The organism is Pedobacter sp. BAL39 (assembly GCF_000170795.1).
In the GTDB taxonomy this organism is placed as follows: Bacteria; Bacteroidota; Bacteroidia; order Sphingobacteriales; family Sphingobacteriaceae; genus Pedobacter.
Window position 1 is genome coordinate 24,978 of record NZ_ABCM01000021.1, and the last position, 26,895, is coordinate 51,872.

The window sequence follows — 26,895 nt, forward strand, 5'->3', positions numbered from 1 at the left end:
AGCTAAGGTTGGAGACGTAAAAAAGAGGGGTTGAGGAGGGGTTGAAAAGGCAAAAAGGCCATTTAGCCTCTTCAACCCCTCTATAACCCTACGTCAACCCCAGGTCAACCTTAGCCGTCGTATAGACGTCATATAGCCGACGTCTTATAATGGATATAACAACAATAAACCGACTATGCCAGTCGGCATACAGCAAAAAAAAAAGCTGCTGCCGACTGTAAAGTCATCATCTAACATCATTGAATATCGGTATATGGATTTCCCCGTTAACGGGTGAAATAATAGGTCTCTGTTATGACCGGGCTGCTGCCCTGAACTGTCCCGCGGTATACCAGGTCAGTATCTGTAATTGTGCTGATGTCACCAACGATCACCTTTCCGAAGATGGTCATATTTAAACCGGTGCCTTCCAATACCGTATAATTGCCAACAGAGCTGGTAGATTTCAGGTTGGCCACCACTTCATCCTCATCATTGCTCCTGAACTCAAAAGAGTCGGAGGACACGCCGGTATAATTTGTTGTCTCCGTGCCGGGAGCCATGGTTTCAATCCTGGATACCTTCCAGGTTCCTGTAAGTTTGCTTTTGTTGCTGTTCTGGTCTTCTTTCTTGCAGCTCGAAAAACCTGCGATCATTAAAAATAAGGTAAGGGCAAAAGTAATTTGTTGTTTCATAGATGGTGGTTTAAGATGTTTTAATTGATATCCATTGATGTTGTTTTTAGGACGCCTGCATCGGCAGTCCCTATAACAACGCGAAAAAAACCTTTTTGGTACAAGAATGTTACAAAGACTTGACAACGCGATTGTATTCCCACCGTTGTAATGAAGTAATCAGCCTGCACAAGGGAAGGGTATTCTAGCGTTTCCCTGGGATGAAAAAAGCCGATGGTGCATAAAAAAGGCATAATGGACGGATAATTTTAAATTAGTTGCTTATATTTTTTAATTTCGCAAAACATAAACACTGAATACATGGAAGAATTTGAAGTTAGCGATGCTTCTAAGAAGACAAAAACCATTTATATCTCAACAATTTTCAGCATAGCCCTGGTACTACTCATGCTGGGTATGTTAGGTTTGATCCTGGTGCACGCAAAGAACCTTTCGAACTATGTAAAAGAAAACATTGTTTTAAACATCATCGTGGATGAGAGCGCTAAGGAAGCAGATATCCTTGCATTTCAGAAAGAACTCAATTCCAATCCTGCCATCAAGAATACCCAATACGTCAACAAGGAAATGGCAGCAAAGAACCTGACCACTGACCTTGGCGAAGACTTCGTGAACTTTCTTGGGTATAACCCATTGTTATCTACTATTGACGTATACCTGAAGGCAGATTATGCCAATAACAAAAGCATCGAGGCATTGAAAGCCAACCTGTCAAAAAATCCGGCAGTAAAAGAGGTCATCTACCAGAGTTCGCTAATTGACATGGTGAACAATAACATCAATACCATCGGACTGATCATCCTGGTATTTGCCGCCATCTTACTTGTCATCTCTGTGGCTCTGATCAACAATACCATCAGGCTGGCCATCTATTCACAGCGCTTCCTGATCAAGAGCATGCAACTGGTAGGTGCTACCAGGAACTTCATCCGCAGGCCTTTTGTACTGATTGCAGCCTTGCATGGCCTGATTGCTGCTTTCATTGCCATCCTGATCCTCCTGGGACTTTTATACTACGCACAACGCGAAATTCCTGAAATTGTCATTCTTAGAAATTATACCGAATTTGGGATTGTACTGCTGGGTCTTGTCGGACTGGGCATCTTCATCACCGGTATCAGCACTTCCTTTGCAGTGAGCAAATACTTACGTTTAAAAATTTACGACCTTTACAGATAATGGCAGAAAAAAAATCAACCTCCGCAAACCAGGACAACAACGAAATGGTCTTTACAAAGAAAAATTATCAATTGTTACTGATCAGCATCGCAATTGTAGTTGTCGGTTTTATCCTCATGATCGGCACAACAGACATTTATGATTTCAGGAAAACCCTGTTAGCTCCTATGGTTGTTTTATTTGGCTTCGCCTTCGGTGTGTATGCCATCTTAAAAAAATAGGGCCTTTTATGAATTACATACAAGCATTTATTCTCGCTGTTATAGAGGGATTAACTGAGTTTTTGCCCGTCTCGTCTACAGGTCACATGGTCATTGCCAGCGGTTTCATGGGTATTGGCAAAGATGAATTTGTGAAACTTTTTGAAGTTGCCATACAGCTTGGCGCTATCCTCGCCGTTGTAGTACTCTATTGGAAGAAGTTTTTTGATTTCAGCAAATGGCAGTTCTACCTGAAGCTGATCATCGCCGTCATTCCAGCCCTTATTTTTGGAAAGCTACTCAACGACTTTATCGACGAGACACTCGGCAATCCGATATTTATTGCTGTGGTGCTCTTCCTGGGGGGTATTGTCCTTCTTTTTATCGACAAGTTTTTCAAAAAGGGGGAAGTGCACAATGAGGCAGAAATCACAAACATGACGGCCTTCAAGATTGGTTGTTTTCAGGTGCTGGCTGTTGTTTTTCCAGGGTTGAGCAGAAGTGCAGCCACCATCATCGGCGGTATGCAACAGAAGCTCACCAGGCATGCGGCGGCAGAGTTTTCTTTCTTCCTGGCTGTACCAACCATGTGTGCGGCAACTGGATATAAGCTGCTCCAAGGTTACCATCTATTGAATACTGATAACATTAAGCTTTTGTTATTTGGAAACCTGATTGCCTTTATTGTGGCCATCATTGCGATCAAATCGTTTATTGGTTTTCTTGCCAAGCACGGTTTCCGCGTATTTGGCTGGTACAGAATTATCATTGGTATCATTATCATCGGCATGTATTATGCCGGAATTGATTTAAATGTTGGCTAACACCCACAATTGGAAGTAATTAATAAATGAAAGGCGTTTTTTTAGAAACGCATATGGAGATGACAGAGCGCGAAAACTTATTAAAGACGACCACATTCCCGGAATTCAACTTCGCTGAAGGAGAGTTGTTGCTGATCAACAAACCCTACAAATGGACCAGCTTCGATGTAGTGGGCAAGATCCGCAATTCCCTGAAACCATTAAAACTTAAGGTGGGCCACGCCGGAACCCTGGATCCACTTGCAACAGGACTGCTCATCATCTGCACAGGAAAACTCACCAAGCAGATCGACAGCTTTCAGGCAGAAGAAAAAGAATATACAGGTACCATGGTTTTGGGTGCGACGACCCCTTCTTTCGACATGGAAACAGCTGTAGATCAGGAATTCCCGCTGGAAGGGATTACTGAGGAAGACATCTATGCCGCAACAGCACCTTTTAAGGGTGATATACAACAGTATCCACCGGCACATTCCGCGGTAAAAGTAAATGGTGAGCGGCTGTATGTCAAAGCACGTCGTGGCGAAGAAACAGAACTGCGCCTGCGCAATGTTACTGTTTCCGCTTTTGAAATTACCAGAATTGAACTGCCGGAGATAGACTTCAGGATCGTATGCAGTAAGGGTACTTACATCAGGTCGCTGGTATCAGACTTTGGCCGCCAGCTGAACAATGGCGCCTACCTGTCTAAATTAACACGGACAAGGAGTGGCAGCTTTCAACTGGAGAATGCCTATGAAGTAGCTGAACTTGTAGCCCACCTGCGCAGCAAAAAAGAAGTACCCACAGCACCAGAAATTTAATCTATACAGATGCAAAGCCAGATAAAAAGCAAAAATGCAAGGTTTATTAAAGACCTCCTGCTCATCTCTGCTGGCATCGTCTCTGCATGTTTCGGACTGAAGAGTTTTCTCATGCCCAATGAATTTATCGATGGTGGTGTGACAGGCATCTCCCTGATTGTACATACACTTACGGGTTATAACCTCTCCTACCTCATCATCCTGATCAACATTCCTTTTGTGATCCTTGGTTTCCGGCAAATCGGTAGAGGTTTTGCCATTAAAACGGCCATTGCCATTCTGGTGCTTGCCGTATTGCTGACGGCCCTTCCTTTTCAGCCCATCACCCACGAAAAGTTGCTGATTGCCTTTTTCGGTGGCCTCTTCCTTGGCGGAGGCATCGGCCTTGCCATGCGTGGAGGATGTGTCATTGACGGGACCGAGGTGCTGGCGCTTTACATCAGCAGGAAAAGTACACTTACCGTTGGCAACATCATCCTGATCCTAAACATCATCATCTTCGCCTTCGCGGCAATCTTCCTCAGCATCGAAACGGCCATGTATTCCATCCTTACCTACCTTTCCGCATCCCGGACAGTGGATTTTGTCGTAAATGGTATTGAGCAATACACTGGCGTAACGATCATCTCCGAAAGCAATGAGGAGATCAAACAGGTGATCATCGACAGGATGAAAAGAGGAGTCACCGTTTACAAAGGCGAGGGTGGCTATGGAGAGCAAAAAGACATCAATATTTTATATACTGTCGTGACCAAACTGGAGATCAGTACCTTGCTGACCGAAATCAGGAACATTGATCCCAACGCTTTTGTGGTGCAGCAACAGATTGCAGACATCAAAGGCGGCGTGGTGAAAAGACATGCCTTACATTAAATTATGAAAACGTATTACAATCTTTCTGATTTTAAAAAGCTGGACCATGCGGTGGTCACTATCGGTACTTTTGATGGTGTTCATTTTGGCCATCAGAAGATTATCAAAAGGTTATGTGAGCTGGCCAAAGCCAGCAATGGCGAGAGTGTTATCCTGACCTTCTTTCCGCACCCGCGCATGATCATTGACCCTGAAAATCAGGACCTGAAGCTGATCAATACCATCGCTGAAAAGGCCAGCATCCTGGAAGGTCTTGGCGTAGACCACCTCATCATCACGCCTTTCACCAGGGACTTCTCCAACCTGAGCCCGGCAGAATACATCAAAAACATCCTGGTAGATACCATCGGCGTAAAAGAGCTGATTGTAGGTTACGACCACCGTTTTGGCAAAGACCGTAAAGGGGGTATGCCGGAGCTGGAAGAGTTTTCAGATCCCTTTGGCTACAGCATTGAGGTGATCCCTGAGCAGGACATCGATGATGTGGCGGTCAGCTCTACCAAAATCAGGCAGTCGCTGCTCAACGGGGCTGTCGGACAGGCATCACATTACCTGGGTTACGACTTCTCCATGTATGGAAGAGTAATTAAGGGGGATAAAATTGGCAGGACCATAGGGTATCCTACCGCCAATATATTCATTGAAGAAACCTATAAGCTGATCCCTTCGGATGGCATCTATGCCGTTACCGTTGAGATGGAAGAGGGCATATATAAGGGGATGGCCTATATCGGTCAGCGTCCTACCATCAACGGAATGACCAGAAATATTGAAGTGAACATCTTTGATTTTGACAAAGAGATTTACGGTCAGTACATCACGATGCACTTTCTGGAATTCCTCCGTCATGATGTGAAATTCAGTGGTCTTGAAGCCTTGAAAATCCAGTTAAAAAAAGACAAAGAAGACACTTTAGCCTACTTCGGGCGCCTTTCTTAATGCTTTTTTAGTATATTTACTGCAATGAGGCTACTTATATCTGCAGTATTTTGCTTATTTATCCAGATAGTTTCCTTTCAGCATTCAGAAGGGAAAGCAGTTGCCGCGGCCATACAAAAAATGGCCAGAAAAGAACTCAAAGGTACATCCCTTTATTTCAGTCAGCATTCCCGCAGCAATGGTTTTCTGAAATCCAGCTTTTTTGAAGACCTTCCGGCACTGAGCCATACGCAGACAAAATGCTGTAAGTCGTCGCTCCTTTCACAGGCAAGGCAACAGCAGGGGCTGGTCAGCAGCACGGTCATTCCCGATCCCAGATACTTTTATTTCAGTTCCCCATATGATTATAGCCCGGACCACTGGTGTCCAAAACATGCTTTTTGGTAATTAAAAATTATGCTTCAGTTCATAATATTTATAACATTAAAAAAACATTTTCTATGATACATATACCCGTATTGATTACTGATCTGGGTTTAATACTTGCCGCTGCCGGAATTACCACGCTCCTCTTCAAACGCATTAAACAGCCCTTGGTACTGGGCTACATCCTTGCAGGCCTGTTTGTAGGTCCGCACATACATTTTATACCTACCGTAACTGACAACGAGAGCATCACCATCTGGGCAGAAATCGGGGTCATCTTTTTACTGTTCAGCCTCGGCCTTGAGTTCAGCTTTAAGAAGCTGGTCAAAGTTGGCGGCTCCGCATCCATCACGGCCATCGTGGAGGTGGTCTGTATGCTGCTCATTGGTTTCTTTGCCGGGCTCGCCATGGGCTGGTCTACCATGGACAGTATTTTCCTCGGGGGTATCCTTTCCGTCTCCTCAACCACCATCATCATCAGGGCCTTTGAGGAGCTTGGTGTCAAACACAAGAAGTTTGCAGGCCTTGTGTTCGGGGTGCTCATTGTGGAAGACCTCGTGGCCATATTACTACTTGTACTCTTGTCTACATTGGCAGTTAGTCAGCAGTTCGCTGGGGCCGACATGCTGGTGTCCATCCTGAAACTCAGCTTTTTCCTGGTACTCTGGTTCATCGGGGGGATCTTCCTGGTGCCTACCTTCCTGAAGGCGACAAAGAAACTGATGAATGATGAAACCATGCTTGTGGTATCCATCGCCTTATGTTTGCTGATGGTGTTGCTCGCCGTCAAGGTTGGCTTCTCGCCGGCACTGGGTGCCTTCATCATGGGCTCCATACTTGCTGAAACGACACAGGCAGAACGCATTGAGCACCTGACAAAATCGGTAAAAGACCTTTTTGCAGCCATCTTCTTCGTTTCTGTGGGCATGATGATCGACCCGGGAATCCTGGTAGATTATGCGGTACCCATCGTCATCATCACCATCGCCACCATCGTAGGTAAATTCCTCAGCTCCGGATTAGGAGCGCTGCTATCGGGGCAACCGTTAAAGACATCCGTACAGACAGGACTTAGCCTGGCGCAGATCGGTGAGTTTTCATTCATCATTGCTACACTTGGCCTCACCCTGAAAGTGACCAGCGACTTCCTCTACCCCATCGCGGTAGCCGTATCAGCCATCACGACCTTCACTACCCCTTATCTGATACAATCTTCAGAAGCGTTCTATCTTTTTCTGGACCGCACCCTGCCGAAAAAATTCATAGAAGGCATCAAACGGTACAGCAGCAGCACTGCGGGAATCACTACTTTGAGCGACTGGAAGATCCTGCTGAAGTCCTATACTTTCAATACCATCATCCACAGTGTCATCCTGATTGCACTGGTCTTTCTAGGGTCCAGGTACCTGCAGCCCTTCATCACCAAAAACATCATCAATGGTAACAATGGGATCATCATCAGCCTGATCTTAACACTGATCCTGATGACGCCATTTCTTCATGCACTTGCCATCCGAAGGATTGAACGCAAAGCCTATTCACATTTGTGGCTAAACAAAAAATATACCCGTGGCCCTTTGATTTCTCTGGAAGTGTTACGGATTTCCATTGCCCTCTTCTTTGTAGGGTTCCTCATTTACCAGTTCTACAGCACCTGGATTGCCGTTGCCTTTGCTACAGTACTGATTGTGGTTGCCATGGTCATCTTCTCCAGAAGACTGCAGTCATTTTACAACAAGCTGGAAAGCAGGTTCCTTGGCAACCTTAATGCACGTGAAGCACAGAAGGCGACCCCGGAAATCCTGCCCTGGGATACCCACCTTGCCGAGCTTGTCGTAGCCCCCGAGTCTAACCTCGTCGGCAGAACGCTGGTAGAGCTCTCTATCCGTGAGAAATATGGCGTAAATATTGCATTGATAGAGCGAGGCAAGATCATGATCCCTACACCAGGAAGAGACGAGCGCCTGTACCCGAATGACAAAGTCATGCTGATTGGTACAGATGCACAGCTGGCCACCATCCAGGAGCTCTTTGATGCTTCCAAAGAAGAGGTGCCGGAAGAGTCCAACTTCCCGAAAAAGGACATGACGCTGCAGAAGATTGTCATCAACAGCAGTTCCCCTGTATATGGGCAGAGCATACGCAGCTCGGGCATCCGTGAAAAAACACAGGGGCTGGTGGTAGGGATCGAACGCAAGGGAGAACGCATATTGAACCCGGACTCCAACCTGGTATTTGAGAATGAAGACGTCGTCTGGATTGTTGGAAACAGCAAAAAGGTGGAGTTACTAAAATAAATAACTGCAATACTCATGAAAATTGATCAGGAGAAAAGTGACTTTCTGGATGAGATGCTGGAGCACTGGCAGGAAGAAAAACTACTCTCCGAGGCAGATGTGCAGCAGCTGCGTGGCAGCTATGAGGCTAAGAGTTTCGACTGGCGCCGGCTCGCACAATATTCCTTCTGGATTGCCATGGCCTGCGGCGTAATCGCATTGGGTGCCCTTCTGATCGACGACAAAGTACTGAAATATTTAGAAAAGCTGTATGACACCTCCGATGGTGTCATCAGCCTTATCTCCGCTGCCGTAGCCGGATATTTATTTTACCTGAGTTTTAAGCGGCGGAAAACCATGTCGCACCAGATCTTCAGTAATGATGCCCTGATTTTTACGGCGGTGATGCTCACGGCAAATGCCATTGCCTACCTTGGCAAGGCGATCGACAATGGCAGCGGGCATTTGTCGGTACTGATGCTGATGGGCGTGATCATCTACGCCATCCTAGCTTATGTATTCAGATCACGCCTGATATGGGCATTTATGCTCATCTCCCTTGGCGCCTGGTTCGGCACTGAAACAGGTTACATCTCCAGGGGCAATTTTTACTTTCTGGGCATGAACTATCCGCTGCGCTTTGTTGCTTTTGGTGCACTGCTGACCGGCGTTTCCTTTTTCCTTAAAAACCAGAAGAAACTGGATGATTTTTTCATGACTACCTACATCAGCGGCATGATTTATCTTTTCGTATCCTTATGGTTGCTGTCGGTATTCGGCAACTTCGGGACACTGGAAGCCTGGTATGGCATCCGGCAGATCAGCCTCTTCTATTGGGCGATCATTTCTGCAGTGGCATGCCTGATCAGCATCTATGTGGGATTAAAAAACAGGGACGACATCGCACGAGAATTTGGCATTACCTTTTTATTCATCAACCTGTACACGCGGTATTTCGAATATTTCTGGGACAGCTGGCATAAAGCGCTGTTCTTTTGTGTGCTGGCCGCCTCCTTCTGGATCATCGGCCGGAGGGCAGAAAAGATCTGGAATGTCGAATTTCTAAAGAAATAATCACTTGATCAGGTGGATGTAAACCACCTTGCCGATATGGTAGGCCGACAGCGAGAAGAACAAGATGGCGATGCTCTTATTGATGACGTAACTGCTCAGGGTAAACTTCTCCTGGATGTACTGTGCAAAACGTGCAAAACCATACAAGGCAAGCGCTGCGCCAATCCCTGACCCGATACTGAAAATGGAAAGTGATAAGAACCCGGTATTGATCCACTCCTGGGAAATCAGGTAACTCCCCACAAACAACCAGTAAGGAATCTGCATTGGGTTCAGCACACCCAGCAACATGCCGTAACGGATACTGTCCTTTTTAGAATAGTCGGCCTTGGGCATCTCCCTTCGGGACCTCCATGTGATGAGCCCAAGGATGCCAAACATAAAGATCATCACCACATCAATAATGTTATCCAGTACGATTTCACTGGACAACCATTGCACAAAGCGCATCACGCCAAAGGTGAAGAGTATCTCTATGGTCGAAAAGGCACCTATAAAATATAAGGCCTGACGAATGCCACGCGTGATGGTGATCTGCACCACGGTAAGGTTGATATTTCCCGGAGGGATGTATCCCACCATATTCAACAAGATCCCCAGAAAGAGTGTTAAAAAAAGCATGGGCGAAGATACAATTAATTCATATGTGACAGTAAATACTTCGCTGTGTAAGAAGCTTTCTCCGATAGCAGGGCCTCCGGAGTGCCTTCAAACACTACATTTCCACCTTTATCACCACCTTCGGGACCGATGTCAATGACCCAGTCGGCCGACTTGATCATGTCCATATTGTGCTCAATCACCAGGATCGTATTCCCTTGTTCAATCAGCGTATTCATTGCAATCAACAGCTTTTTTATGTCGTGGAAGTGCAATCCCGTAGTGGGTTCATCAAAGATGAATACCGTTTTACTGGCATTGTTACCTTTGATCAGGAAGGACGCCAGCTTGATCCGCTGCGCTTCTCCGCCCGACAGGGTATTGGACGACTGGCCAAGGTGCACATAACCCAGTCCTACGTCCACCAGCGGCTGCAGTTTATTCAAGATTTTGGGCTCATTGGCAAAAAAGGCCACCGACTCATCTATGGTCAGGTCAAGGATGTCAGAAACATTTTTATCATTATAAGTGATGTCGAGTACCTGCTGCTTGAAACGTTTCCCTCCGCATGCCTCACAAGGAAGGAAGATATCAGCCATAAACTGCATCTCGATCTTCACTTCACCCTCGCCCTGGCATACATCACAGCGTCCGCCCTCTACGTTAAAGGAGAATGCGGCAGGTTTCAGGCCGGCAGCTTTCGAAGCTGGCAATGCGGCAAACAATGCCCGCACGTCATCCCATGCTTTCACATAAGTCACCGGATTGGAGCGTGAAGAACGCCCGATAGGGTTTTGATCTACCAGTTCCACCTGGCTCACCAGGTCGTAATTCCCAAAAATACCGTCATAAGCACCTGTCTGCTCCCCGGCGTAGTTGCCAATGGCTTTCTGCAGGGCCGGATAAAGGATTTTTTTGATGAGACTGGTCTTTCCTGATCCCGATACACCGGAGACCACTGTAAAGATACCGAGCGGGAATTTGACATCAATGTTTTTGAGGTTATTCTCCCGCGCGCCTTTAATCACGATATGATCTTTCCAGTTGCGTCTTTTCTTTGGCACACTGATTTTCTCTTCGCCGGAAAGGTACTTACCGGTGAGGCTGTTTTTATCTTTGATGATCTCTTCGTAAGTGCCGCTAAACACCAGGTTACCACCATGGGTACCCGCTTCCGGGCCAATGTCGATGATGTGGTCTGCCGCTTTCATCATTTCTTCCTCATGTTCTACCACTAGCACGGTATTACCCACATTACGGAGGGAGATCAATACTTCAATCAGCTTATTGGTATCACGGGGATGCAGTCCGATGCTGGGCTCATCCAGCACATACACAGAGCCTACAAGGCTACTGCCCAATGAGGTTGCCAGGTTGATGCGCTGCGACTCCCCACCGGAAAGCGTATTCGAAAGCCTGTTCAGGGTCAGGTAACCCAGACCAACATTGTTCAGGTACAATATGCGGTTGACAATCTCCGACAGCAGGCGTTTGGAGATTTTTACATCATTGGCAGAAAGCTCCAGGTTGTCAAAAAACTCCTGGATGGTCGACAATGGCATGAGCACCACGTCCATGATCGACTTTCCATTGATCTTCACATAAGAAGCATCCTTGCGGAGGCGTGACCCTTTACAATCCGGACAAACGGTTTTACCGCGGTAACGGCTGAGCATCACACGGTACTGGATTTTATAGGTTTGCTGTTCCAGTTCTGTGAAGAAGTCGTCGAGTCCCGAGAAATATTTGTTGCCCGTCCACAGCAAACGTTGTTGCGCTTCTGTAAGGTCATGGTAAGACCTGTGGATGGGGAAGTCAAATTTATCTGCGCTTTTGATCAGCTTGTTCAGCCATTCGCGCATTTTTTCACCACGCCATGGGGCGATGGCATTGTCATATATGCTCTTGCTTTTATCGGGGATCACGAGGTCTTCATCGATGCCGATCACATTTCCATACCCTTCGCATCTTTTACATGCACCGTAGGGATTGTTAAAGCTGAAGAAGTTGGGTGTCGGCTCGTCGAAGCGGATGCCATCCAGCTCAAAGCGGTCGCAGAAGTGACTGGTTTTACCATCGTGGTCCACATACAGATCTCCTTTTCCTTCAAAGAAACCAGTTTGCACGGAATCTGCAATACGACTCAGCGTCTCCTCTTCCTGGTTCAGCACAATCCTGTCAATCAGGATGCGTACCGTTTCGGCATCCTTCAGTTCGAAATCCTTGAACGAAGCATCCTCAAGGATGCTTTCAATTTTATGAATGGCATCTTTATAAAATACACGCAGGAAGCCTTTCTGTAGCAAGACAGCAAGTTCTTCCTTCAGGGATCGGTTGTTGTGTGGGAAGAGCGGGCAAAAGATGGTGACCGTGCTGTCTTCTTCCAGTCCGGAGATGAAATCTACCACGGTACTTACCGTATCTTTCTTCACCAGCTCACCCGATACCGGAGAGTAGGTTTTGCCAATCCTGGAGAAGAGGAGCTTCAGGTAATCATAGATCTCTGTGGAGGTACCTACCGTGGAACGCGGGTTGGAGGTGATCACTTTCTGCTCAATGGCGATGGCAGGAGCAATCCCTTTGATGTAGTCCACGTCGGGTTTGTTCATCCTGCCCATGAACTGCCGGGCATAGGACGACAAGCTCTCTACGTAGCGGCGTTGTCCCTCCGCATAAAGCGTGTCAAAAGCCAGGGACGACTTGCCCGAGCCCGACATTCCGGTGATGACTACCAGTTTATTTTTAGGAATTGCGACGTCTATATTCTTGAGGTTGTGCACTCTGGCACCTTTTATGATGATATGTTGGTGTGGATCTTTGTCGATTTCGTTCTTCATTGATTTCTGCATAGGAATACTGCGAATATAACCCAAAAAAAGGAATTAAGGTTTTTTAGGGAGGGTGCAAAAATAAGGCTATAAAAGCAGTTTTAATTTTTTTTAACACTTTTTATATTGTATTCTAAATAAAAAATGCTTCTTTTGAAAAACCAACTGACAAACTAACACACTAACTAACAGGAGAAACTATATAGAAAAAAAATTCTACTAAATATTTTATAGCAAATTAGCAGGGAACATATTAGTACGGATACTCCTATGAAATTAGAATTATATAGTGATCAGGACTTGGTGAAGATGTATTTGACCGGGGAAGAAACAGTCTTGCAGGAACTCCTGAGAAGACACAAGTCAAAAATCTACACTTCAATCTATTTATTAGTTAAGGATCAATATCTCGCAGAAGACATCTTTCAGGATGCTTTCATCAAAGTTATCAACACACTACGTTCGGGACGTTACAATGAGGAAGGTAAGTTTTTACCATGGGTGATGCGTATTGCCCATAACCTGGTAATCGATTACTTCCGCAGGGAGAAACGTGCACCTGTGATCACCAGTGCTGACGGCACCGACATTCTCAACCTGTTGCAGATCCAAGAAGAAAGTGCAGAAGAGAAGATGTTGCGTGAGCAAACCCATTATGACCTTCGGGCGATGATCCACCTCTTGCCGGACGATCAGAAAGAAGTACTCATCATGCGCCATTATGCAGACCTGAGTTTTAAGGAAATTGCTGAGCTGACAGATGTGAGCATCAACACTGCGCTGGGACGTATGCGCTACGCTTTAAGCAACCTCAGAAAAATGATGAAGGTGAAAGAAATCTCTTAATTTCAATTGTAATAAAATAGTTATACAAGATTAGTGGTTTAACTAAAATAAAGTGAAATGAATAACGTTTACCTTAGTAAACAATTATTTTTTAAATCGCTTATGATAGAAACCTCTACTTCACTTAACCAGTTCAATCACTTGGAACAAAAACAGGATAATCTGGGTCCTGAAACAATTATGGAAATTGATATGAATTTCTATGAGCAGATCAGCAAACAGCTGGACAGCCTTAAAATGAATCCTTCTGATGATACAATCGAGAAGATCCTGGCCTACTCCCGCTCCAAGTAAATCAGAAACGCATTTGAAGCTGCCCTCATCAGGCAGCTTTTTTTATGTCATGACCTTTCATTTTTTTATATTTGCTGATGCTTAAAAAAGAAAGATATCAGGCTTTTGTGGCCCATTTTGCGGCGAAACAACCTGATGCTGAAACAGAACTACATTACAACAATCCTTTTCAGCTGCTTGTCGCAGTCATTCTCTCCGCACAGTGTACGGATAAACGCATCAACCAGGTCACCCCCGCACTCTTCCAGCGTTTTCCAAATGCAAAGGCCCTGGCGGAAGTCACACCGGACATTGTATTTGATTACATCCGAAGTGTAAGTTATCCCAATAACAAGGCAAAACACCTCGTAGGAATGGCCAATATGTTGCTACATGATTTCAACAATGAGGTGCCTTCTGATGTGAAGGAGCTCCAGAAGATGCCAGGTGTGGGACGAAAGACAGCGAATGTAATTGCCTCTGTCATCTATAACGCACCGGCCATGGCTGTAGACACCCATGTGTATCGTGTGGCACGAAGAATCGGTCTTTCGACTGGAAAGACACCCCTTGCAGTAGAAAAAGATTTGGTTAAAAACCTGCCTCAGCATACCATACACATTGCTCACCACTGGCTGATCCTTCACGGTCGTTACGTATGTGTAGCCCGATCGCCGAAATGCAATGTGTGCGAGATTACTAATATTTGCAAATATTTTCAGCAGAATAATAAATTAACTAAAATAATTAGCGAAAATTAATGGCAATCAAAAAATATTTTACCAACCTCTTGTTAGGAACTAAACATTAACTTATATTTGCTAACATAATTAGCACTCCTACTCACAGATTTTACAATATGAGCGCAAACGCAGACAAATTAAAAGCACTACAACTAACTTTAGACAAGTTAGAAAAATCATATGGCAAGGGCACCGTAATGAAATTAGGGGACAATCCTGTAGAGCCTATCGAATCTATTTCCACTGGCTCCATCAGCCTGGACATTGCCTTAGGTATTGGCGGTGTACCGAAAGGAAGGATCATCGAAATTTATGGTCCGGAGTCTTCCGGTAAAACGACCCTGGCCACACACATCATTGCTGAGGCACAGAAAAAAGGTGGTCTTGCAGCGATTGTAGATGCGGAGCATGCCTTTGATAAAGGCTATGCAAAGAAACTGGGTGTAGATGTAGACAACCTGTTGATATCACAGCCGGACAACGGTGAGCAGGCGCTGGAGATTGCAGACAACCTGATCAGGTCGGGGGCGATTGATGTGATCGTGATTGACTCTGTGGCAGCATTGGTACCGAAAGCGGAGATCGAAGGTGAGATGGGTGATTCCAAAATGGGTCTTCACGCACGTTTGATGTCACAGGCTTTGCGTAAACTGACAGGTACGATCTCTAAAACAGGATGCTGCTGTATCTTCATCAACCAGCTGCGTGAGAAAATCGGTGTGATGTTCGGAAATCCGGAAACCACAACGGGTGGTAACGCTTTGAAATTCTATGCTTCAGTACGTCTGGACATCCGCAGGACTTCACAGATTAAAGATTCTGATGAGGTTGCAGGAAACAGGGTAAAAGTGAAAATCGTTAAAAATAAAGTGGCCCCTCCTTTCCGGATTGCAGAGTTCGACATCATGTTTGGCGAGGGTATCTCCAAAACAGGAGAGATCATTGACCTGGGTGTTGACTTTAACATCATAAAAAAAGCAGGTTCATGGTTCTCGTATGGTGATACGAAACTGGGTCAGGGAAGAGATGCGGTAAAACAACTGTTATTGGACAACCCTGAGCTTTCTGAAGAAATCGAAGCAAAGATCAGAGCAGAGGTAACCGGCGAGAAGCTGGAAGAAAAAGGGGAATAACCTCTATTAATATATAAAAAAAGCCGATAGTGTTTTCAGCACTGTCGGCTTTTTTTATAGATGATGATATCGGACGTATGCTTTAATTATCCAGCATATCAGCGGTATGAACCGGATCACAATGACGATGACCTCAGTACAGCAAACAGATTATTTTAGCTGCTGATGCAAATTCATAAACTTGGCGTCTACATAGATCGCAACAATCACCGCAACAATAATTGCAGCCGCAAGTACTGCAAGTCCAAGATAGTTTTTCCTGTTATCCTGCTTCACCAACCAAATGATAAAGATGACAAATGGGATGAGCATCAGACCGAAAAAGATAAAACTCGTTGTATTCATATTTTTTTGATTATATCATTCCCTGAGGGGACTATTAAAACTCCATTCTGGACATTGGTGATACCTCCTGTCCCACAAAATCCTGCTTCAGGTATTTCTGGTAACCGGCAATAGCAATCATGCCTGCGTTGTCTGTACAATATTGAAAAGCAGGAATAAATACTTCCCATCCTTCTTTCTCTGCGGTTGCGGCCAGCGTATTTCTCAATCCGCTATTGGCTGAAACCCCACCGGCAATCGCAATTTGTCTAATTCCATATTGATTAGCTGCTTTTTTCAGCTTGTTCAACAGGATATGCACAATGCTATGCTGCACTGAAGCACAAATATCCGCCAGTCGCTCTTCAATAAAGTTAGGATTTTCCAGCTCCTGTTTCCTGATAAAATATAAGATCGCTGTTTTCAGTCCGCTGAAACTGTAATTCAGGTCTTTGATCTGCGGCTCGGGAAACTTAAAAGCCAAGGGATCACCCAAAGCTGCATATTTATCGATCAGCGGACCACCAGGATAAGGAAGGTTCAGGATCTTTGCAGTCTTATCAAAGGCTTCTCCTGCGGCATCATCCAATGTCTCCCCGACGATCTCCATGTCAAAATAGTCTTTCACCAGCACAATCTGGGTATGTCCACCGGAAACGGTAAGGCATAGAAAAGGAAAAGAAGGTTTTGGATCATCAATAAAGTGGGCCAGGATGTGTGCATGCATGTGGTTTACCGAAATTAAGGGCAGGTCCAGCGCCAGCGCAAATGATTTTGCGAAGGACACACCGACGAGCAATGAACCCAATAATCCCGGTCCACGTGTAAAAGCGACCGCATTTAGCTCCTTTTTAGTTACATTAGCATCTTTTAATGCCTGCTGTATCACGGGGACGATATTTTGCTGATGTACCCTAGAAGCCAATTCAGGGATTACACCGCCATAATTTTCATGAATTGTTTGGTTGGCAATAACATTGGCAGTAATTTTGCCGTTGTTACAGATAGCAACTGACGTTTCATCACAAGAAGATTCGATAGCAAGTATTACTGGCACAATGATTATTATTAAGCTACAAAACTATTAAAAAACTATTAAAAATACTTCTTTGGATTGTCGCATCAGTGTTATTACTTGTTGTAGTCCTTCTATTTGCCATCCAATTCAAACCAATACAGACTTTTGTAGCTAAAAAAGCAGCCTCTTATCTTTCCAAAGAGCTGAATACAACCGTATCACTTACCGGACTTTATATCAAACCATTCAAGTCTGTCGTGCTGGAAAACCTGCTGGTTCTGGATCAACAGAAAGATACTTTATTGAGCAGCCCTAAGCTGATGGTAGACATCAGCAGGTTTTCACTCAAGGAAAGGGTCATCGACATCAGTACGGTACAGCTGAATGATGGTTTGTTTTTCCTGAAGTCATACAAAGATGAATCCACAAACCTGAGTTTCATCATCAACTATTTCAGTTCCGAAGAACCAGCTGTCAAAAAGAAAAGCAAACCCTTTGAAGTAACATTCGACAGGGTTATTCTCAATAACCTATCCTTTAAATATAAAAACCTGAAAATAGATACAGTGATCAAGGGCGTAAACTTTGAAGATGTACACCTGAGCAACCTCAACGGCATCCTCGAAAAGATCAATACCACCGATCACTTTCTGCAGGCAGACATCAAAAACCTGAGTTTTAAAGAGAAAAGTGGTTTCTACCTTAAAAACCTCAGTGCTTTTACAACGGTAGATTCCAACAGGATCGAACTGCAGAAACTGGTACTGGAAACGAACAGGAGTCACCTGACCGATTACTTCAGCATGAGCTTCAGCAGCTTCAAGGATTTTAACGACTACTTCAATAAAATCCGGATGAAGGCGAACTTTAAAAACAGCCATATTGCTTCGAAAGACATCTCCTTTTTTACGTCTGCACTGGACCAGATGAACCTGGAGCTCGACATTGATGGCCAGGTAACCGGGCTGGTCAACAACCTCAGGGCGAAGAAACTGAGCATCAAAGGCGGCCAGGCCACCTACATCAAAGGAGATTTTAATTTGAAAGGCCTGCCCTATTTTAAAGAGACCTTTATGGACCTTAAAATTGAAATGGCGGGCACCAACAAGAAAGACCTGGATCAACTGCTGCGCGGTGTGACCGGCAAACCTGTCAAAATCATTCCTGATATCATCAACAAATTCGGGAACATCAACTTCAACGGGTCCTTCACAGGTTTTCAGAATGACTTTATCGCCTACGGAGAGTTTAAGACCAAACTCGGGCGACTGGTCTCAGACGTGAACATGAAAATCGATAAGTCGGGAACGCCTTCTTATTCAGGAAATGTCAAAACGTACGACTTCAACATCGGCGACCTGATCAATGAAAAAAGCCTTGGCCAGATCACCGCCTCTTTAAACATCAAGGGTCGCGGCACGGAATTGAAAAACCTGTATGAGAAACTCGACGGCGACATTCAATACCTGGACTTCAATAAATACAGGTACAGAAATGTGAGCATCGACGGAACCTTTGAAAAGAGATATTTCGACGGGCAGCTGAGGGTAAATGATAAAAACCTGAAACTGGTGTTCGACGGCGGGGTGAACCTCAACAACAAACTCCCTGCATTCAACTTCAAGGCAACGATCAAACAGGCGAGACTCAGGGCGCTAAAATTATACAAAGACTCACTGCAGGTTGACGCCACGTTCAGCACCAACTTTACCGGTAACAACCTCGACAACATCCAGGGAAAACTATTGGTACAACACATTCTGCTCAATAACGTAAAGGGAATTTATCATATCGACTCAGTCCAGCTTTCTGCCAATGGTGTTGGCAAGGAAAGAAGCCTGACCATCAACTCCGATATTCTGGACGCCAGCATTAAAGGGCAATATGACCTGAATACGCTTCCATCCTATTATAAGGCATTGGCCAAGCAATACATTCCATCATTAAAGACCGACATCTTTAAATATAAGGACCAGATTTTTCAGTTCAACCTTACCATCAAAAAGTTTGAACCCATTGCACCGCTACTGGTGCCGGGGCTTGAAATTGATGAACAAGCGATATTCATCGGCAATTTTGATTCGCCCAACAACATTGCCACCCTCAATGGCTTTGTGAAAAAGCTGAAGTACCAGGGAGTAGTCCTCAATAACATCATCGTGGATGAGAACACGACCACCAATCAACTGCAAGCCATTGTGACCTCAGACCGGGTGGATCTGAACGACAGTCTTTACATCAAAAATGTCAACATCTCAAATATCCTCCGCAATGACAGCCTCACGCTGAATGTCAAACTTTCCAATGCAGAAGATGATAACCAACTCGATTTAAATGGATTGGTAGAATTTGGCGCGGATACTGCGGGGCGTGTCAGCATTCTCCCTTCCACACTTAAAATCAACAATGAAGACTGGAAGATCCAGGAGAAAGTACGCATCAGCTTCAATGCCGGAAAAACAGAAATCAGCAATTTCGACCTGAGCAACGGCGATCAGCTGTTGACGATCGACGGCACTTTGTCGCAAGACCCCAATGACCTGCTCACCTTAGGATTCAAGAAGTTCGACCTGAAAACCCTGAACCCTTTCGTCAAGACCCTTGGCGTCAAACTTGCAGGCCGTGTCAATGGAGAAACAAAACTACATCACATCTTAAAGGCACCCAGGATTTCCGACAACATCAAGATCGATTCCCTGACCTTCAATGATACCTATATCGGAGAGCTGACCGACACTTCTTCTTTTGATCAGAAGGAGAACGCCGCAAACATCTACACCTCCATTATTGCAGGCAACTCGGAGACCCTGAGTGCGAAGGGTAAGCTGGATCTGGAAAAGAAAGAAATTAACCTGGCTGTGAAGCTCAATGAAAGTAAACTTGCCGTGCTAGAGCCCTTTGTAAAACAATTGGTATCCAACCTGAAGGGTGACATCTCCGCTGAACTGACCGTCAAGGGACCTTTCAGCAAGCCGGAAATCGATGGCGACATTTCCTTTAATGAGGGGAATATGACGATCAATTATCTGCAGACCGCCTATACCTTAAATGATAAGGTTACGGTAAATAATAGCGTCATTAAAATTGAAGACCTGAAATTACTGGACAAGGACCGCAACGAAGCGGTCGCAAATGGCACTGTAGATTTGAACAACATCAATACGCCTACAATAGACGTGGTCGTCAAGGCTAAAAACTTCATGGCGCTCAATACCACAGAAAAAGATAACCCCGTTTATTTTGGCCAGGCATACGGCAGTGGTACATTCATTTTCAAAGGACCAACCAACAGGATGTCGATAGACATCAATGCCAAAACAGAAAAAGGAACCGTTTTCAATCTTCCGCTCAACAGTTCGGAGACCGTTTCCACAAAAGATTTCATCACTTTCGTATCCAGAGATACGACCAAGATTGTCAGAAAACAAACCAGCTTTGACGGCCTTACCATGAACCTTAAACTGGATGTTGACCCCAACAGCACCGCCAACATTTACACAACTCTTGGAAAACTGAGCGGAAAAGGAAATGCGACGGACCTGACCCTGAAGATCAATAGCTTGGGGGATTTTGAGATGTCCGGTGATTACATCATTGAAAGCGGAAGTTTTGATTTCACGGCACAGGAGGTCATCAATAAGAAATTCACCATCCGCCAGGGAGGAACCATCCGTTGGACGGGAAATCCGACGATGGCCCAGATCCAGCTGAAAGCCATATATGCGCTTAGAGCGAGCCTAAGAGACCTTTACACAGCTGCAAACAGGGACGGTGGTAGTGACGACAGAGTACCTACCGAAGTAGAGATGGGTCTGTCCGGATTGCTGATGAAACCCGACATCAAGCTGGACATCTTTTTCCCTTCAAATCCCGCCATCAAGGAAGAGATGCAAACCTATTTCAATGATTCCAACAACCTCAACCTGCAGGCATTGAGTCTGATCATCAGGCGGAGCTTTGCTCCCGGAACGGGACAGGAAGACCTTGGAAGACAACTTACTTCGGGGGTAACCAGCACAGCTACAGAGTTGCTTTTCAATCAGTTCAACAACGTGTTGTCTTCATTGAACCTGGATTTTGTGGACATCAACATCCGTTCTTTTAATGAGGCTAATGCTTCATTCCGCTTTTTCAACGACAGGGTAATCCTCAACGCCGGTATTGTTAATAGAGGAAATTTGAATGACCTGTCACTGTCAGGCTTCAGCAGGAACAATGTGGGTGGCGAAGTGGAGATCCTGGGGCTGATTAAAAAAGATGGTACCCTGATCGGAAAACTGGCCAACAAACCGCCAACACAGCAGACCATCTTTACGAATACCGGTGTCAATCAAAATAACAATGTCACCTCAATGGGCCTCATCTATACCCAACAGTTTGACAGCTTCAGGGAGTTCCTGCAAAAGATTACCGGAGAATACCGCAGGGCCCAAAAGAAGAAGGCAAAAGAAGGCCTCCCTGCCAAGACCAAACAATTGATCAACAGAGAGGCCATATTAATTGAGCAGCAGAAAAATCAAAAGAAATAGCCAGGGCTATCCTTTCATAATCTGATGACCCATTTTATCTCTTTTAGTTTTCAGGTATACCTCATTGTGTACATTACTTTCAATTTCAATAGAAATGTTATCTACTACTTCCAGACCATATCCAATCAGACCGGCACGTTTGGTGGGGTTGTTTGACATGAGTTTCATTTTGGAAATGCCTTCTGCCCTGAGGATTTGAGCACCTACTCCGTAGTCACGTTCATCACCTTTGAATCCCAGTTCAATATTGGCTTCAACGGTATCAAAACCAGCATCCTGTAAATTATAAGAACGAAGTTTATTGATCAGTCCGATGCCGCGACCTTCCTGGTTCATGTAAACGATCAGTCCTTTCCCTTCCTTATCAATCATCTCCATTGCTTTGTGCAGCTGAGGACCACAGTCGCAGCGGCAAGAGCCGAAGATATCACCGGTAACACAAGAGCTGTGGACCCTGACCATTACAGTTTCATCCACTGTCCACTCGCCTTTGCTGATGGCCAGGTGCGTTGCACCATTATCCAGCTGTGTGTAAGCCGTCATTTTGAAATCGCCCCATTGTGTCGGCAAGTTTACGGTTACTTCCTGTTTGATCAGACTTTCTTTACTTAAGCGGTAAGCAATCAAATCTTTGATCGATATAATTTTCAGCTGATGCTGAGCAGCAATTTTTATCAAATCCGGAAGCCTGGCCATTTCACCATCTTCCTTCAGGATTTCCACGAGCACACCTGCGGGCTCCATACCTGCAAGTTTGGCCAGATCCACGCAGGCTTCAGTATGCCCTGCCCTTCTGAGCACACCACCATCTAAAGCACGAAGCGGAAAGATATGTCCGGGTCTGCCGAGTTCAGCAGGATCTGTATTGGGGTCAATCAATGCCTTGATGGTCTTTGACCTGTCGGATGCAGAGATCCCGGTAGTACAACCATGGCCCAGCAGATCCACCGAAACGGTGAAATTGGTTTCATAGGCAGCAGTGTTCTTGCCCACCATAGGCTCCAGGTTAAGCTCGTCGCATCGCTGTTCTGTTAAAGTAGCACAAATTAATCCTCTACCATAAGTAGCCATGAAATTAATCACTTCAGGGGTTGCATTAGAAGCGGCGGTCAGAAAGTCACCTTCGTTCTCTCTGTCTTCATCATCAACAACGATGATTACTTTACCAGCTTTAATGTCAGCGACAGCTTCTTCTATCGCATTTAATTTGATTTCCATTTTCTAAGATTACTGTACAAAGTTACAACCTTCCTGAGCAATTTCCACGCTCCTAGTATCATATATACGTAAGGAATAAAGGCGCTTATTTTTTCTTTTTGAAAAGATTGATAAAGAATTGTTTGATGGCACTGATGTCAAATAAAGCGGAATCTACTGTCGCCTTATAAGTAAGAAATGCACCCAGTGGAGACAATACAATTATGGCCAGCCATGGACCGAAAAAAGGCAGCAAGGTACCTGTCAATGCCGATTTTTCCGCTACAGTACTGATCACATGGTAGATCAGGAAGAACACGACTGCCATTACCACCGGAAGACCCAGTCCGCCTTTCCTGATGATGGCCCCCAGGGGAGCCCCGATAAAGAACAGCAGCAGACAGGAAAAGGCAAGGGTAAATTTCTTCTGGTACTCAATCTGCACCTTAATGATGTTCTTGGTACGCTCCTCGAAGTCGCCAACACGTGCGGAGACGTTCTGCTTGACCGAATTGGCCTGATCGTAAGCACTCTGGATCACCGAGCGCTTCTGCGGTTGCGGAACCATATTCAGCAGATCTCCTTTGATCACCTTCGGTATAGCTTTCACCCTGGTGTATCCTTTTACGTAGGTATTTTGTTTGAAGTAATTGTTGATGACCGTGGCGTTATACTTATTGGTACTATCCAGGTCTTTAGTCAGCGAGTCCTGCTTTTTGGTAAGCCCCTTCAGGTTGAGCATCTGCGTATTGTTGCGGAAGCCCTGTTCGTCTGTCCGCTTCATATTGAAGCTGGAGATGTCGAACTTCTGGTCCGTTTCCTTAAAGCGCATGCGGGTAAGCTCCTGTCTGGGGTTGTAAGATGCATTTTTGCCGCTGGACTCTTCATAACGTACGCCGTCTTTCAATTTCAGCAGCAGGTATTTGTCGTCACTGGCCATCTTCCCTTCCTTCGCAATGATGATCTTGGCAATCCCGTTGTTACTGGTGTGATCGTAAATCATCACGTTGTGTAGGGTAACACCGTCAGCACCTTTTTTATCTACGCGGATGGAGTAATTCGGTATGCTGCTATTGAACACGCCTTCTTTAATCAGAAATGAAAGTTTTTTGTTCCTGATATCCCACAAAAGAGAACCAAATTTAAGGTTGGCTTTCGGAAGCATGTAATCGGAAAAGAAAAAAGAACTGATGGAGATACAGGTAATGAGCACCAGCAAGGGCATCATTGCCTTCTGCAGGGAGATACCGGCAGATTTGATGGCTACCAACTCGTAATTTTCCCCTAAGGTGCCAAAGGTCATGATAGAGGAGAGCAGGATCGACAGTGGCAGCGCCATGGAAACGTTAGCTGCGGATGCATAATACATCAACTCCAGAATCACATACCATTCAAAGCCTTTTCCGATTAAGTCATCTACGTACTTAAAAAGAAAGAACATCAATAGAATGAACATCACAATAAAAAATGTGACGAAGAATGGCCTGATGAATGCTTTGAGCAGAAGTACGTGGATCTTTTTCAATACACAAAGGTAATCAAAGCAAGCGAAAAAATCTAGGCACCCAGCACGCTATGTAAATAGGTAATCTGGTTATCCCAGATCTGCCTGCGCTCAGCGAGGGTTTCATCGGTCGCAAAGTCGGTGATGGCCAAGGCCACATCATTGGTCAGCTCGTCCTGTACGATTTCCATCTCAAAATAACAATGAGGTTCATCGTCTACCCATTTAAACTTCACCAGCTTATTTTCTTTTACGCTAAGGAGTTTTGCCTTCTGCACTTCATCATCCCATGTAAATGTATACACCTGGTCCCGGAAAATCACGTCGTCAGCAAACCATTGAGACAAGCCGTTTGGCTCACTTATAAAACTAAACAAAATACGTGGAGACGATCTCAATTCATATTCTAACGTAAATTTCTTCTTTTCTGACATCGATAAACCCCTTATACTTTGATTGATTGGACTTTTTTTAAAAATATATTTCTAAAGAAAAGTAATTTATTCTATATTTGCAACTCTTTAGAAAAAAGAGCCCGGCGGGGTAGCTCAGATGGTTAGAGCGCAGGATTCATAACCCTGAGGTCGGCAGTTCGATTCTGCTCCCCGCTACTAGACCGGAAAAAGCGGAATAATCGAGACATAAATCGGGTATTCCGCTTTTCTTTTTGCTTATAACTTGCTGAAAATAAGCCAAATACAAAAACACAGAATTTATTTCATTGGTTCGATATTCATCGGTTTTCCTGTTGTAAAATATACCTTGGGGAAACAGTAGATGCTGTAATTGTTGCTTAGTATGGCAATCGCCAGAAAGCCACTTTAAAGGTAATCAGTGGCATATTCGACAGCTAAATCAACGCATTCTTTAAGGTTAGATATTTGATTTGACAACTTCATCAAAGTTCCCTCTATTTCCAACTTTTCAACATCGTATCTTGACTTGTATTTGGTATACAATTCTACCTATCTCTTCTTCAATATAGCGTTCTTCTAAACGGAGGACCTCGCTTTTGATTGCAGAATGCTGATTTAATAAGTCCTGGTAATCGTCCTGGTTATCGCTAATTAGCTGTTTGCTTCCGCAACTAATAACCCATTTCAATGTTGATCACGGACTCACTGGACTCCTTGAGCTCTTATATGTGAATTATAAAGCATTAGCCGCAGAAGAATTTGAACTCAAGAGGTTTACGGTTGCGTAAAAAATCAAATGTCAGGTATGATATCTACTGCACAATTCAGCTCCAGATTCGACACCTGTCAGATCCGGAATTGAAGACATAAGCATTTTTTTACCAAGGGTTGTTTACATTTCGTGATCTGCATGAATGGCAGGACATGCCAACAACCCATTGGAACGGTGAAAACCAGAAGAAGAATTGGAATCATTCAGATTCAGAAATACATGGTTAAGATTTAGCCTATTCTCATAACCGCATGGCGGGTGGACTGTAGACTTAAAAATTGGAACCACCATTAGCTTTAATATGTTCACCGTTGATATAAGCGGCCTCATCAGATGCCAGAAAAGCAACTACTTTTCCTATGTCCTCCACGGTACCAAGGCGTCCAAATGGTGAACTGTCGCGAACAAATTGCTTGAATTCCTCAGAGATTTCGGTAATAACCCCCGCTTGGTCGATGACACCCGGCATAACCGAATTAACAGTAATATATCTGTTCCCGAGCTCTTTACTTAGAATGTCTACAAACTTTTTCCCTGCACTTTTGCTAGATGCATAAACCGCCGCACCGGTCTCAGCATTTAAGCTTTGAGTAGAGGAGATCAGAATTATCCTGCCTTCATTCCTAAGATATTTTGCTGCCTGTTGCATGACAAAGAAAGTCCCTTTGACATTCAGATTGTAGATTTTATCAAAGTCTTCTTCTGAATAGTCAACAAATGCTTTATCTACCAGCTCCACACCCGCATTTGCTACCACAATATCAATATGACCAAATTTATTCAATGCCTGCTGGTACAATCTTTCAATCGCTGTCAGGCTTGATACATCCGCTTTGATTAAATGGTAATTGACTCCATAGTCGTCCATAAGCTTTGCCGTTTCATGAGCGGCCCTGTCATCTGAACTATAATTAAGTATGAGCTGTAAACCTTCAGAAGCTAATTTTTCAGCTATGCCCCTCCCGATGCCTTTGGAAGCACCCGTAATCAATGCAACTTTTCCTTTTAGTTCCGGATACATATATAATAAAATCTCTTTAGTTAATTTGATTTCGCGGGCCACGCACCGGTTTGCAGCAGCATAGTCAACCAGTCTTCCAGGTGCCAGGTCTTTTCCAGCCTCCCATTTTTCAAGTGATGAAATTCATGGATAGCAATAGTGAGTTTCTGATTGGTCGGTGGTATACCCATAAACTCATTGCCATGAGTAAATACCATTTCTGCCCGTACGCCTGCCCGTTCGTGAGTGCCAAAGATTTCATGTACGTTAACGATCACATCAGGAAAGGCCTCGGTAAATCCTTGTACTAAAACTTTATATCCTGCAGGACCGTCCTGCTGATCTGGGCCTAGGGGAATATCCTGCCAATCCGGAGCTAGAATTTGTTCGATCACACTGTAATCACGTTTACTGAATAAGCCATAAAATGTTTTTAAGGTATCGATTTCCTGTTGGGTCAAAGCTTTTGCTAAGCCATCTGTTGTTTGATCTGTAATCATTGAT

Annotated in this window: 24 protein-coding genes and 1 tRNA gene; 15 read left to right on the plus strand and 10 right to left on the minus strand. The window is 44.7% G+C overall.

Going from position 1 to position 26,895, the window contains the following annotated elements:
- Positions 1-266 precede the first annotated feature (266 nt).
- Positions 267-674, minus strand: a complete 408-nt coding sequence (locus PBAL39_RS20675) for a lipocalin family protein (protein WP_008245220.1) — start codon at positions 672-674, stop codon at positions 267-269.
- Positions 675-974: 300 nt separating this feature from the next.
- On the opposite strand from PBAL39_RS20675, the gene PBAL39_RS20680 reads away from it, so the two are divergent.
- Genes PBAL39_RS20680 through PBAL39_RS20720 form a run of 9 tightly spaced genes read left to right on the plus strand, consistent with a single transcriptional unit; the run spans position 975 to position 9,208 of the window.
- Positions 975-1,853: an ABC transporter permease gene (locus PBAL39_RS20680; protein ID WP_008245227.1), complete on the plus strand. Its 879-nt coding sequence runs from the start codon at positions 975-977 to the stop codon at positions 1,851-1,853.
- The gene (locus tag PBAL39_RS20685; protein ID WP_008245229.1) at positions 1,853-2,074 is read left to right on the plus strand and encodes a DUF3098 domain-containing protein; all 222 of its coding nucleotides are present in this window, start codon (positions 1,853-1,855) and stop codon (positions 2,072-2,074) included. Before PBAL39_RS20680 ends, PBAL39_RS20685 begins: the two co-directional genes overlap by 1 nt.
- Positions 2,075-2,082: 8 nt before the next feature.
- Positions 2,083-2,877, plus strand: coding sequence for an undecaprenyl-diphosphate phosphatase (locus PBAL39_RS20690; protein WP_039867318.1), 795 nt, complete (start codon positions 2,083-2,085; stop codon positions 2,875-2,877).
- 59 nt (positions 2,878-2,936) lie between these two features.
- Positions 2,937-3,680: a tRNA pseudouridine(55) synthase TruB gene (gene truB, locus PBAL39_RS20695; RefSeq protein WP_039867326.1), complete on the plus strand. Its 744-nt coding sequence runs from the start codon at positions 2,937-2,939 to the stop codon at positions 3,678-3,680.
- A gap of 9 nt (positions 3,681-3,689) precedes the next feature.
- Entirely contained in the window at positions 3,690-4,553 is an 864-nt protein-coding gene (locus PBAL39_RS20700) for a YitT family protein (protein ID WP_008245242.1), read from the plus strand.
- A 3-nt stretch (positions 4,554-4,556) separates the two neighbouring features.
- Complete coding sequence (locus PBAL39_RS20705; protein WP_008245243.1) at positions 4,557-5,492, plus strand: bifunctional riboflavin kinase/FAD synthetase; 936 nt, start codon at positions 4,557-4,559, stop codon at positions 5,490-5,492.
- 24 nt (positions 5,493-5,516) lie between these two features.
- Entirely contained in the window at positions 5,517-5,879 is a 363-nt protein-coding gene (locus tag PBAL39_RS20710; protein ID WP_008245244.1) for a hypothetical protein, read from the plus strand.
- A 53-nt stretch (positions 5,880-5,932) separates the two neighbouring features.
- Complete coding sequence (locus PBAL39_RS20715; RefSeq protein WP_039867327.1) at positions 5,933-8,155, plus strand: cation:proton antiporter; 2,223 nt, start codon at positions 5,933-5,935, stop codon at positions 8,153-8,155.
- 15 nt (positions 8,156-8,170) lie between these two features.
- Complete coding sequence (locus tag PBAL39_RS20720) at positions 8,171-9,208, plus strand: hypothetical protein (protein ID WP_008245246.1); 1,038 nt, start codon at positions 8,171-8,173, stop codon at positions 9,206-9,208.
- Here PBAL39_RS20720 and PBAL39_RS20725 read toward each other — a convergent pair whose 3' ends face one another.
- Together PBAL39_RS20725 and uvrA are read right to left on the minus strand one after the other, a co-directional pair.
- Complete coding sequence (locus PBAL39_RS20725) at positions 9,209-9,829, minus strand: LysE family transporter (RefSeq protein WP_008245247.1); 621 nt, start codon at positions 9,827-9,829, stop codon at positions 9,209-9,211.
- Between the two features lie 14 nt (positions 9,830-9,843).
- Positions 9,844-12,645: an excinuclease ABC subunit UvrA gene (gene uvrA / locus PBAL39_RS20730; protein ID WP_086000814.1), complete on the minus strand. Its 2,802-nt coding sequence runs from the start codon at positions 12,643-12,645 to the stop codon at positions 9,844-9,846.
- A gap of 261 nt (positions 12,646-12,906) precedes the next feature.
- Here uvrA and PBAL39_RS20735 point away from each other — a divergent pair, with 261 nt between their 5' ends.
- The 4 genes from PBAL39_RS20735 (at position 12,907) to recA (ending at position 15,631) form a co-directional block, all read left to right on the plus strand.
- Positions 12,907-13,482: an RNA polymerase sigma factor gene (locus PBAL39_RS20735; RefSeq protein WP_008245251.1), complete on the plus strand. Its 576-nt coding sequence runs from the start codon at positions 12,907-12,909 to the stop codon at positions 13,480-13,482.
- A gap of 102 nt (positions 13,483-13,584) precedes the next feature.
- A complete protein-coding gene (locus PBAL39_RS20740) occupies positions 13,585-13,776 on the plus strand; it encodes a hypothetical protein (protein ID WP_039867320.1) in 192 nt (63 codons plus the stop codon).
- 77 nt (positions 13,777-13,853) lie between these two features.
- Positions 13,854-14,516, plus strand: a complete 663-nt coding sequence (nth, locus tag PBAL39_RS20745; RefSeq protein WP_008245255.1) for an endonuclease III — start codon at positions 13,854-13,856, stop codon at positions 14,514-14,516.
- A 98-nt stretch (positions 14,517-14,614) separates the two neighbouring features.
- Positions 14,615-15,631 carry a recombinase RecA gene (gene recA / locus PBAL39_RS20750; protein ID WP_008245257.1) on the plus strand — a complete coding sequence of 339 codons (1,017 nt, stop codon included), beginning with the start codon at positions 14,615-14,617 and terminating at the stop codon, positions 15,629-15,631.
- A 150-nt stretch (positions 15,632-15,781) separates the two neighbouring features.
- On the opposite strand, the gene PBAL39_RS20755 is transcribed toward recA, so the two are convergent.
- Positions 15,782-15,976, minus strand: a complete 195-nt coding sequence (locus PBAL39_RS20755) for a hypothetical protein (RefSeq protein WP_008245259.1) — start codon at positions 15,974-15,976, stop codon at positions 15,782-15,784.
- 34 nt (positions 15,977-16,010) lie between these two features.
- Entirely contained in the window at positions 16,011-17,012 is a 1,002-nt protein-coding gene (gene tsaD, locus PBAL39_RS20760) for a tRNA (adenosine(37)-N6)-threonylcarbamoyltransferase complex transferase subunit TsaD (RefSeq protein ID WP_008245261.1), read from the minus strand.
- A 68-nt stretch (positions 17,013-17,080) separates the two neighbouring features.
- Between tsaD and PBAL39_RS20765 the strand changes: the two genes are divergently transcribed.
- On the plus strand, positions 17,081-21,502 hold the full coding sequence (locus tag PBAL39_RS20765; RefSeq protein ID WP_008245263.1) for a translocation/assembly module TamB domain-containing protein: 4,422 nt from the start codon (positions 17,081-17,083) through the stop codon (positions 21,500-21,502).
- A gap of 6 nt (positions 21,503-21,508) precedes the next feature.
- Here PBAL39_RS20765 and PBAL39_RS20770 read toward each other — a convergent pair whose 3' ends face one another.
- From PBAL39_RS20770 to PBAL39_RS20780, 3 genes are all read right to left on the minus strand, one after another.
- A complete protein-coding gene (locus tag PBAL39_RS20770; protein ID WP_008245265.1) occupies positions 21,509-22,720 on the minus strand; it encodes a bifunctional 3,4-dihydroxy-2-butanone-4-phosphate synthase/GTP cyclohydrolase II in 1,212 nt (403 codons plus the stop codon).
- 85 nt (positions 22,721-22,805) lie between these two features.
- Positions 22,806-24,224 (minus strand): LptF/LptG family permease, encoded by a 1,419-nt coding sequence (locus tag PBAL39_RS20775; protein ID WP_008245266.1) that lies wholly within the window; start codon positions 24,222-24,224, stop codon positions 22,806-22,808.
- Positions 24,225-24,256: 32 nt separating this feature from the next.
- Positions 24,257-24,637, minus strand: coding sequence for an START-like domain-containing protein (locus tag PBAL39_RS20780; RefSeq protein WP_039867322.1), 381 nt, complete (start codon positions 24,635-24,637; stop codon positions 24,257-24,259).
- A gap of 103 nt (positions 24,638-24,740) precedes the next feature.
- Between PBAL39_RS20780 and PBAL39_RS20785 the strand changes: the two genes are divergently transcribed.
- Positions 24,741-24,814 (plus strand) — tRNA-Met (locus PBAL39_RS20785).
- Positions 24,815-25,662: 848 nt separating this feature from the next.
- Here PBAL39_RS20785 and PBAL39_RS20790 read toward each other — a convergent pair.
- Together PBAL39_RS20790 and PBAL39_RS20795 are read right to left on the minus strand one after the other, a co-directional pair.
- Entirely contained in the window at positions 25,663-26,412 is a 750-nt protein-coding gene (locus PBAL39_RS20790) for an SDR family NAD(P)-dependent oxidoreductase (RefSeq protein WP_008245268.1), read from the minus strand.
- Between the two features lie 20 nt (positions 26,413-26,432).
- The gene (locus PBAL39_RS20795; protein WP_008245269.1) at positions 26,433-26,891 is read right to left on the minus strand and encodes an ester cyclase; all 459 of its coding nucleotides are present in this window, start codon (positions 26,889-26,891) and stop codon (positions 26,433-26,435) included.
- Positions 26,892-26,895 lie beyond the last annotated feature (4 nt).

Excerpts from the sequence above, each read along its gene's own strand:
- PBAL39_RS20675 (WP_008245220.1), bottom strand. The coding sequence starts at position 674 with ATGAAACAACAAATTACTTTTGCCCTTACCTTATTTTTAATGATCGCA.
- PBAL39_RS20680 (WP_008245227.1), top strand. The coding sequence starts at position 975 with ATGGAAGAATTTGAAGTTAGCGATGCTTCTAAGAAGACAAAAACCATT.
- PBAL39_RS20685 (WP_008245229.1), top strand. The coding sequence starts at position 1,853 with ATGGCAGAAAAAAAATCAACCTCCGCAAACCAGGACAACAACGAAATG.
- PBAL39_RS20690 (WP_039867318.1), top strand. The coding sequence starts at position 2,083 with ATGAATTACATACAAGCATTTATTCTCGCTGTTATAGAGGGATTAACT.
- truB (WP_039867326.1), top strand. The coding sequence starts at position 2,937 with ATGACAGAGCGCGAAAACTTATTAAAGACGACCACATTCCCGGAATTC.
- PBAL39_RS20700 (WP_008245242.1), top strand. The coding sequence starts at position 3,690 with ATGCAAAGCCAGATAAAAAGCAAAAATGCAAGGTTTATTAAAGACCTC.
- PBAL39_RS20705 (WP_008245243.1), top strand. The coding sequence starts at position 4,557 with ATGAAAACGTATTACAATCTTTCTGATTTTAAAAAGCTGGACCATGCG.
- PBAL39_RS20710 (WP_008245244.1), top strand. The coding sequence starts at position 5,517 with ATGAGGCTACTTATATCTGCAGTATTTTGCTTATTTATCCAGATAGTT.
- PBAL39_RS20715 (WP_039867327.1), top strand. The coding sequence starts at position 5,933 with ATGATACATATACCCGTATTGATTACTGATCTGGGTTTAATACTTGCC.
- PBAL39_RS20720 (WP_008245246.1), top strand. The coding sequence starts at position 8,171 with ATGAAAATTGATCAGGAGAAAAGTGACTTTCTGGATGAGATGCTGGAG.
- PBAL39_RS20725 (WP_008245247.1), bottom strand. The coding sequence starts at position 9,829 with ATGCTTTTTTTAACACTCTTTCTGGGGATCTTGTTGAATATGGTGGGA.
- uvrA (WP_086000814.1), bottom strand. The coding sequence starts at position 12,645 with ATGAAGAACGAAATCGACAAAGATCCACACCAACATATCATCATAAAA.
- PBAL39_RS20735 (WP_008245251.1), top strand. The coding sequence starts at position 12,907 with ATGAAATTAGAATTATATAGTGATCAGGACTTGGTGAAGATGTATTTG.
- PBAL39_RS20740 (WP_039867320.1), top strand. The coding sequence starts at position 13,585 with ATGATAGAAACCTCTACTTCACTTAACCAGTTCAATCACTTGGAACAA.
- nth (WP_008245255.1), top strand. The coding sequence starts at position 13,854 with ATGCTTAAAAAAGAAAGATATCAGGCTTTTGTGGCCCATTTTGCGGCG.
- recA (WP_008245257.1), top strand. The coding sequence starts at position 14,615 with ATGAGCGCAAACGCAGACAAATTAAAAGCACTACAACTAACTTTAGAC.
- PBAL39_RS20755 (WP_008245259.1), bottom strand. The coding sequence starts at position 15,976 with ATGAATACAACGAGTTTTATCTTTTTCGGTCTGATGCTCATCCCATTT.
- PBAL39_RS20770 (WP_008245265.1), bottom strand. The coding sequence starts at position 22,720 with ATGGAAATCAAATTAAATGCGATAGAAGAAGCTGTCGCTGACATTAAA.
- PBAL39_RS20780 (WP_039867322.1), bottom strand. The coding sequence starts at position 24,637 with ATGTCAGAAAAGAAGAAATTTACGTTAGAATATGAATTGAGATCGTCT.
- PBAL39_RS20790 (WP_008245268.1), bottom strand. The coding sequence starts at position 26,412 with ATGTATCCGGAACTAAAAGGAAAAGTTGCATTGATTACGGGTGCTTCC.
- PBAL39_RS20795 (WP_008245269.1), bottom strand. The coding sequence starts at position 26,891 with ATGATTACAGATCAAACAACAGATGGCTTAGCAAAAGCTTTGACCCAA.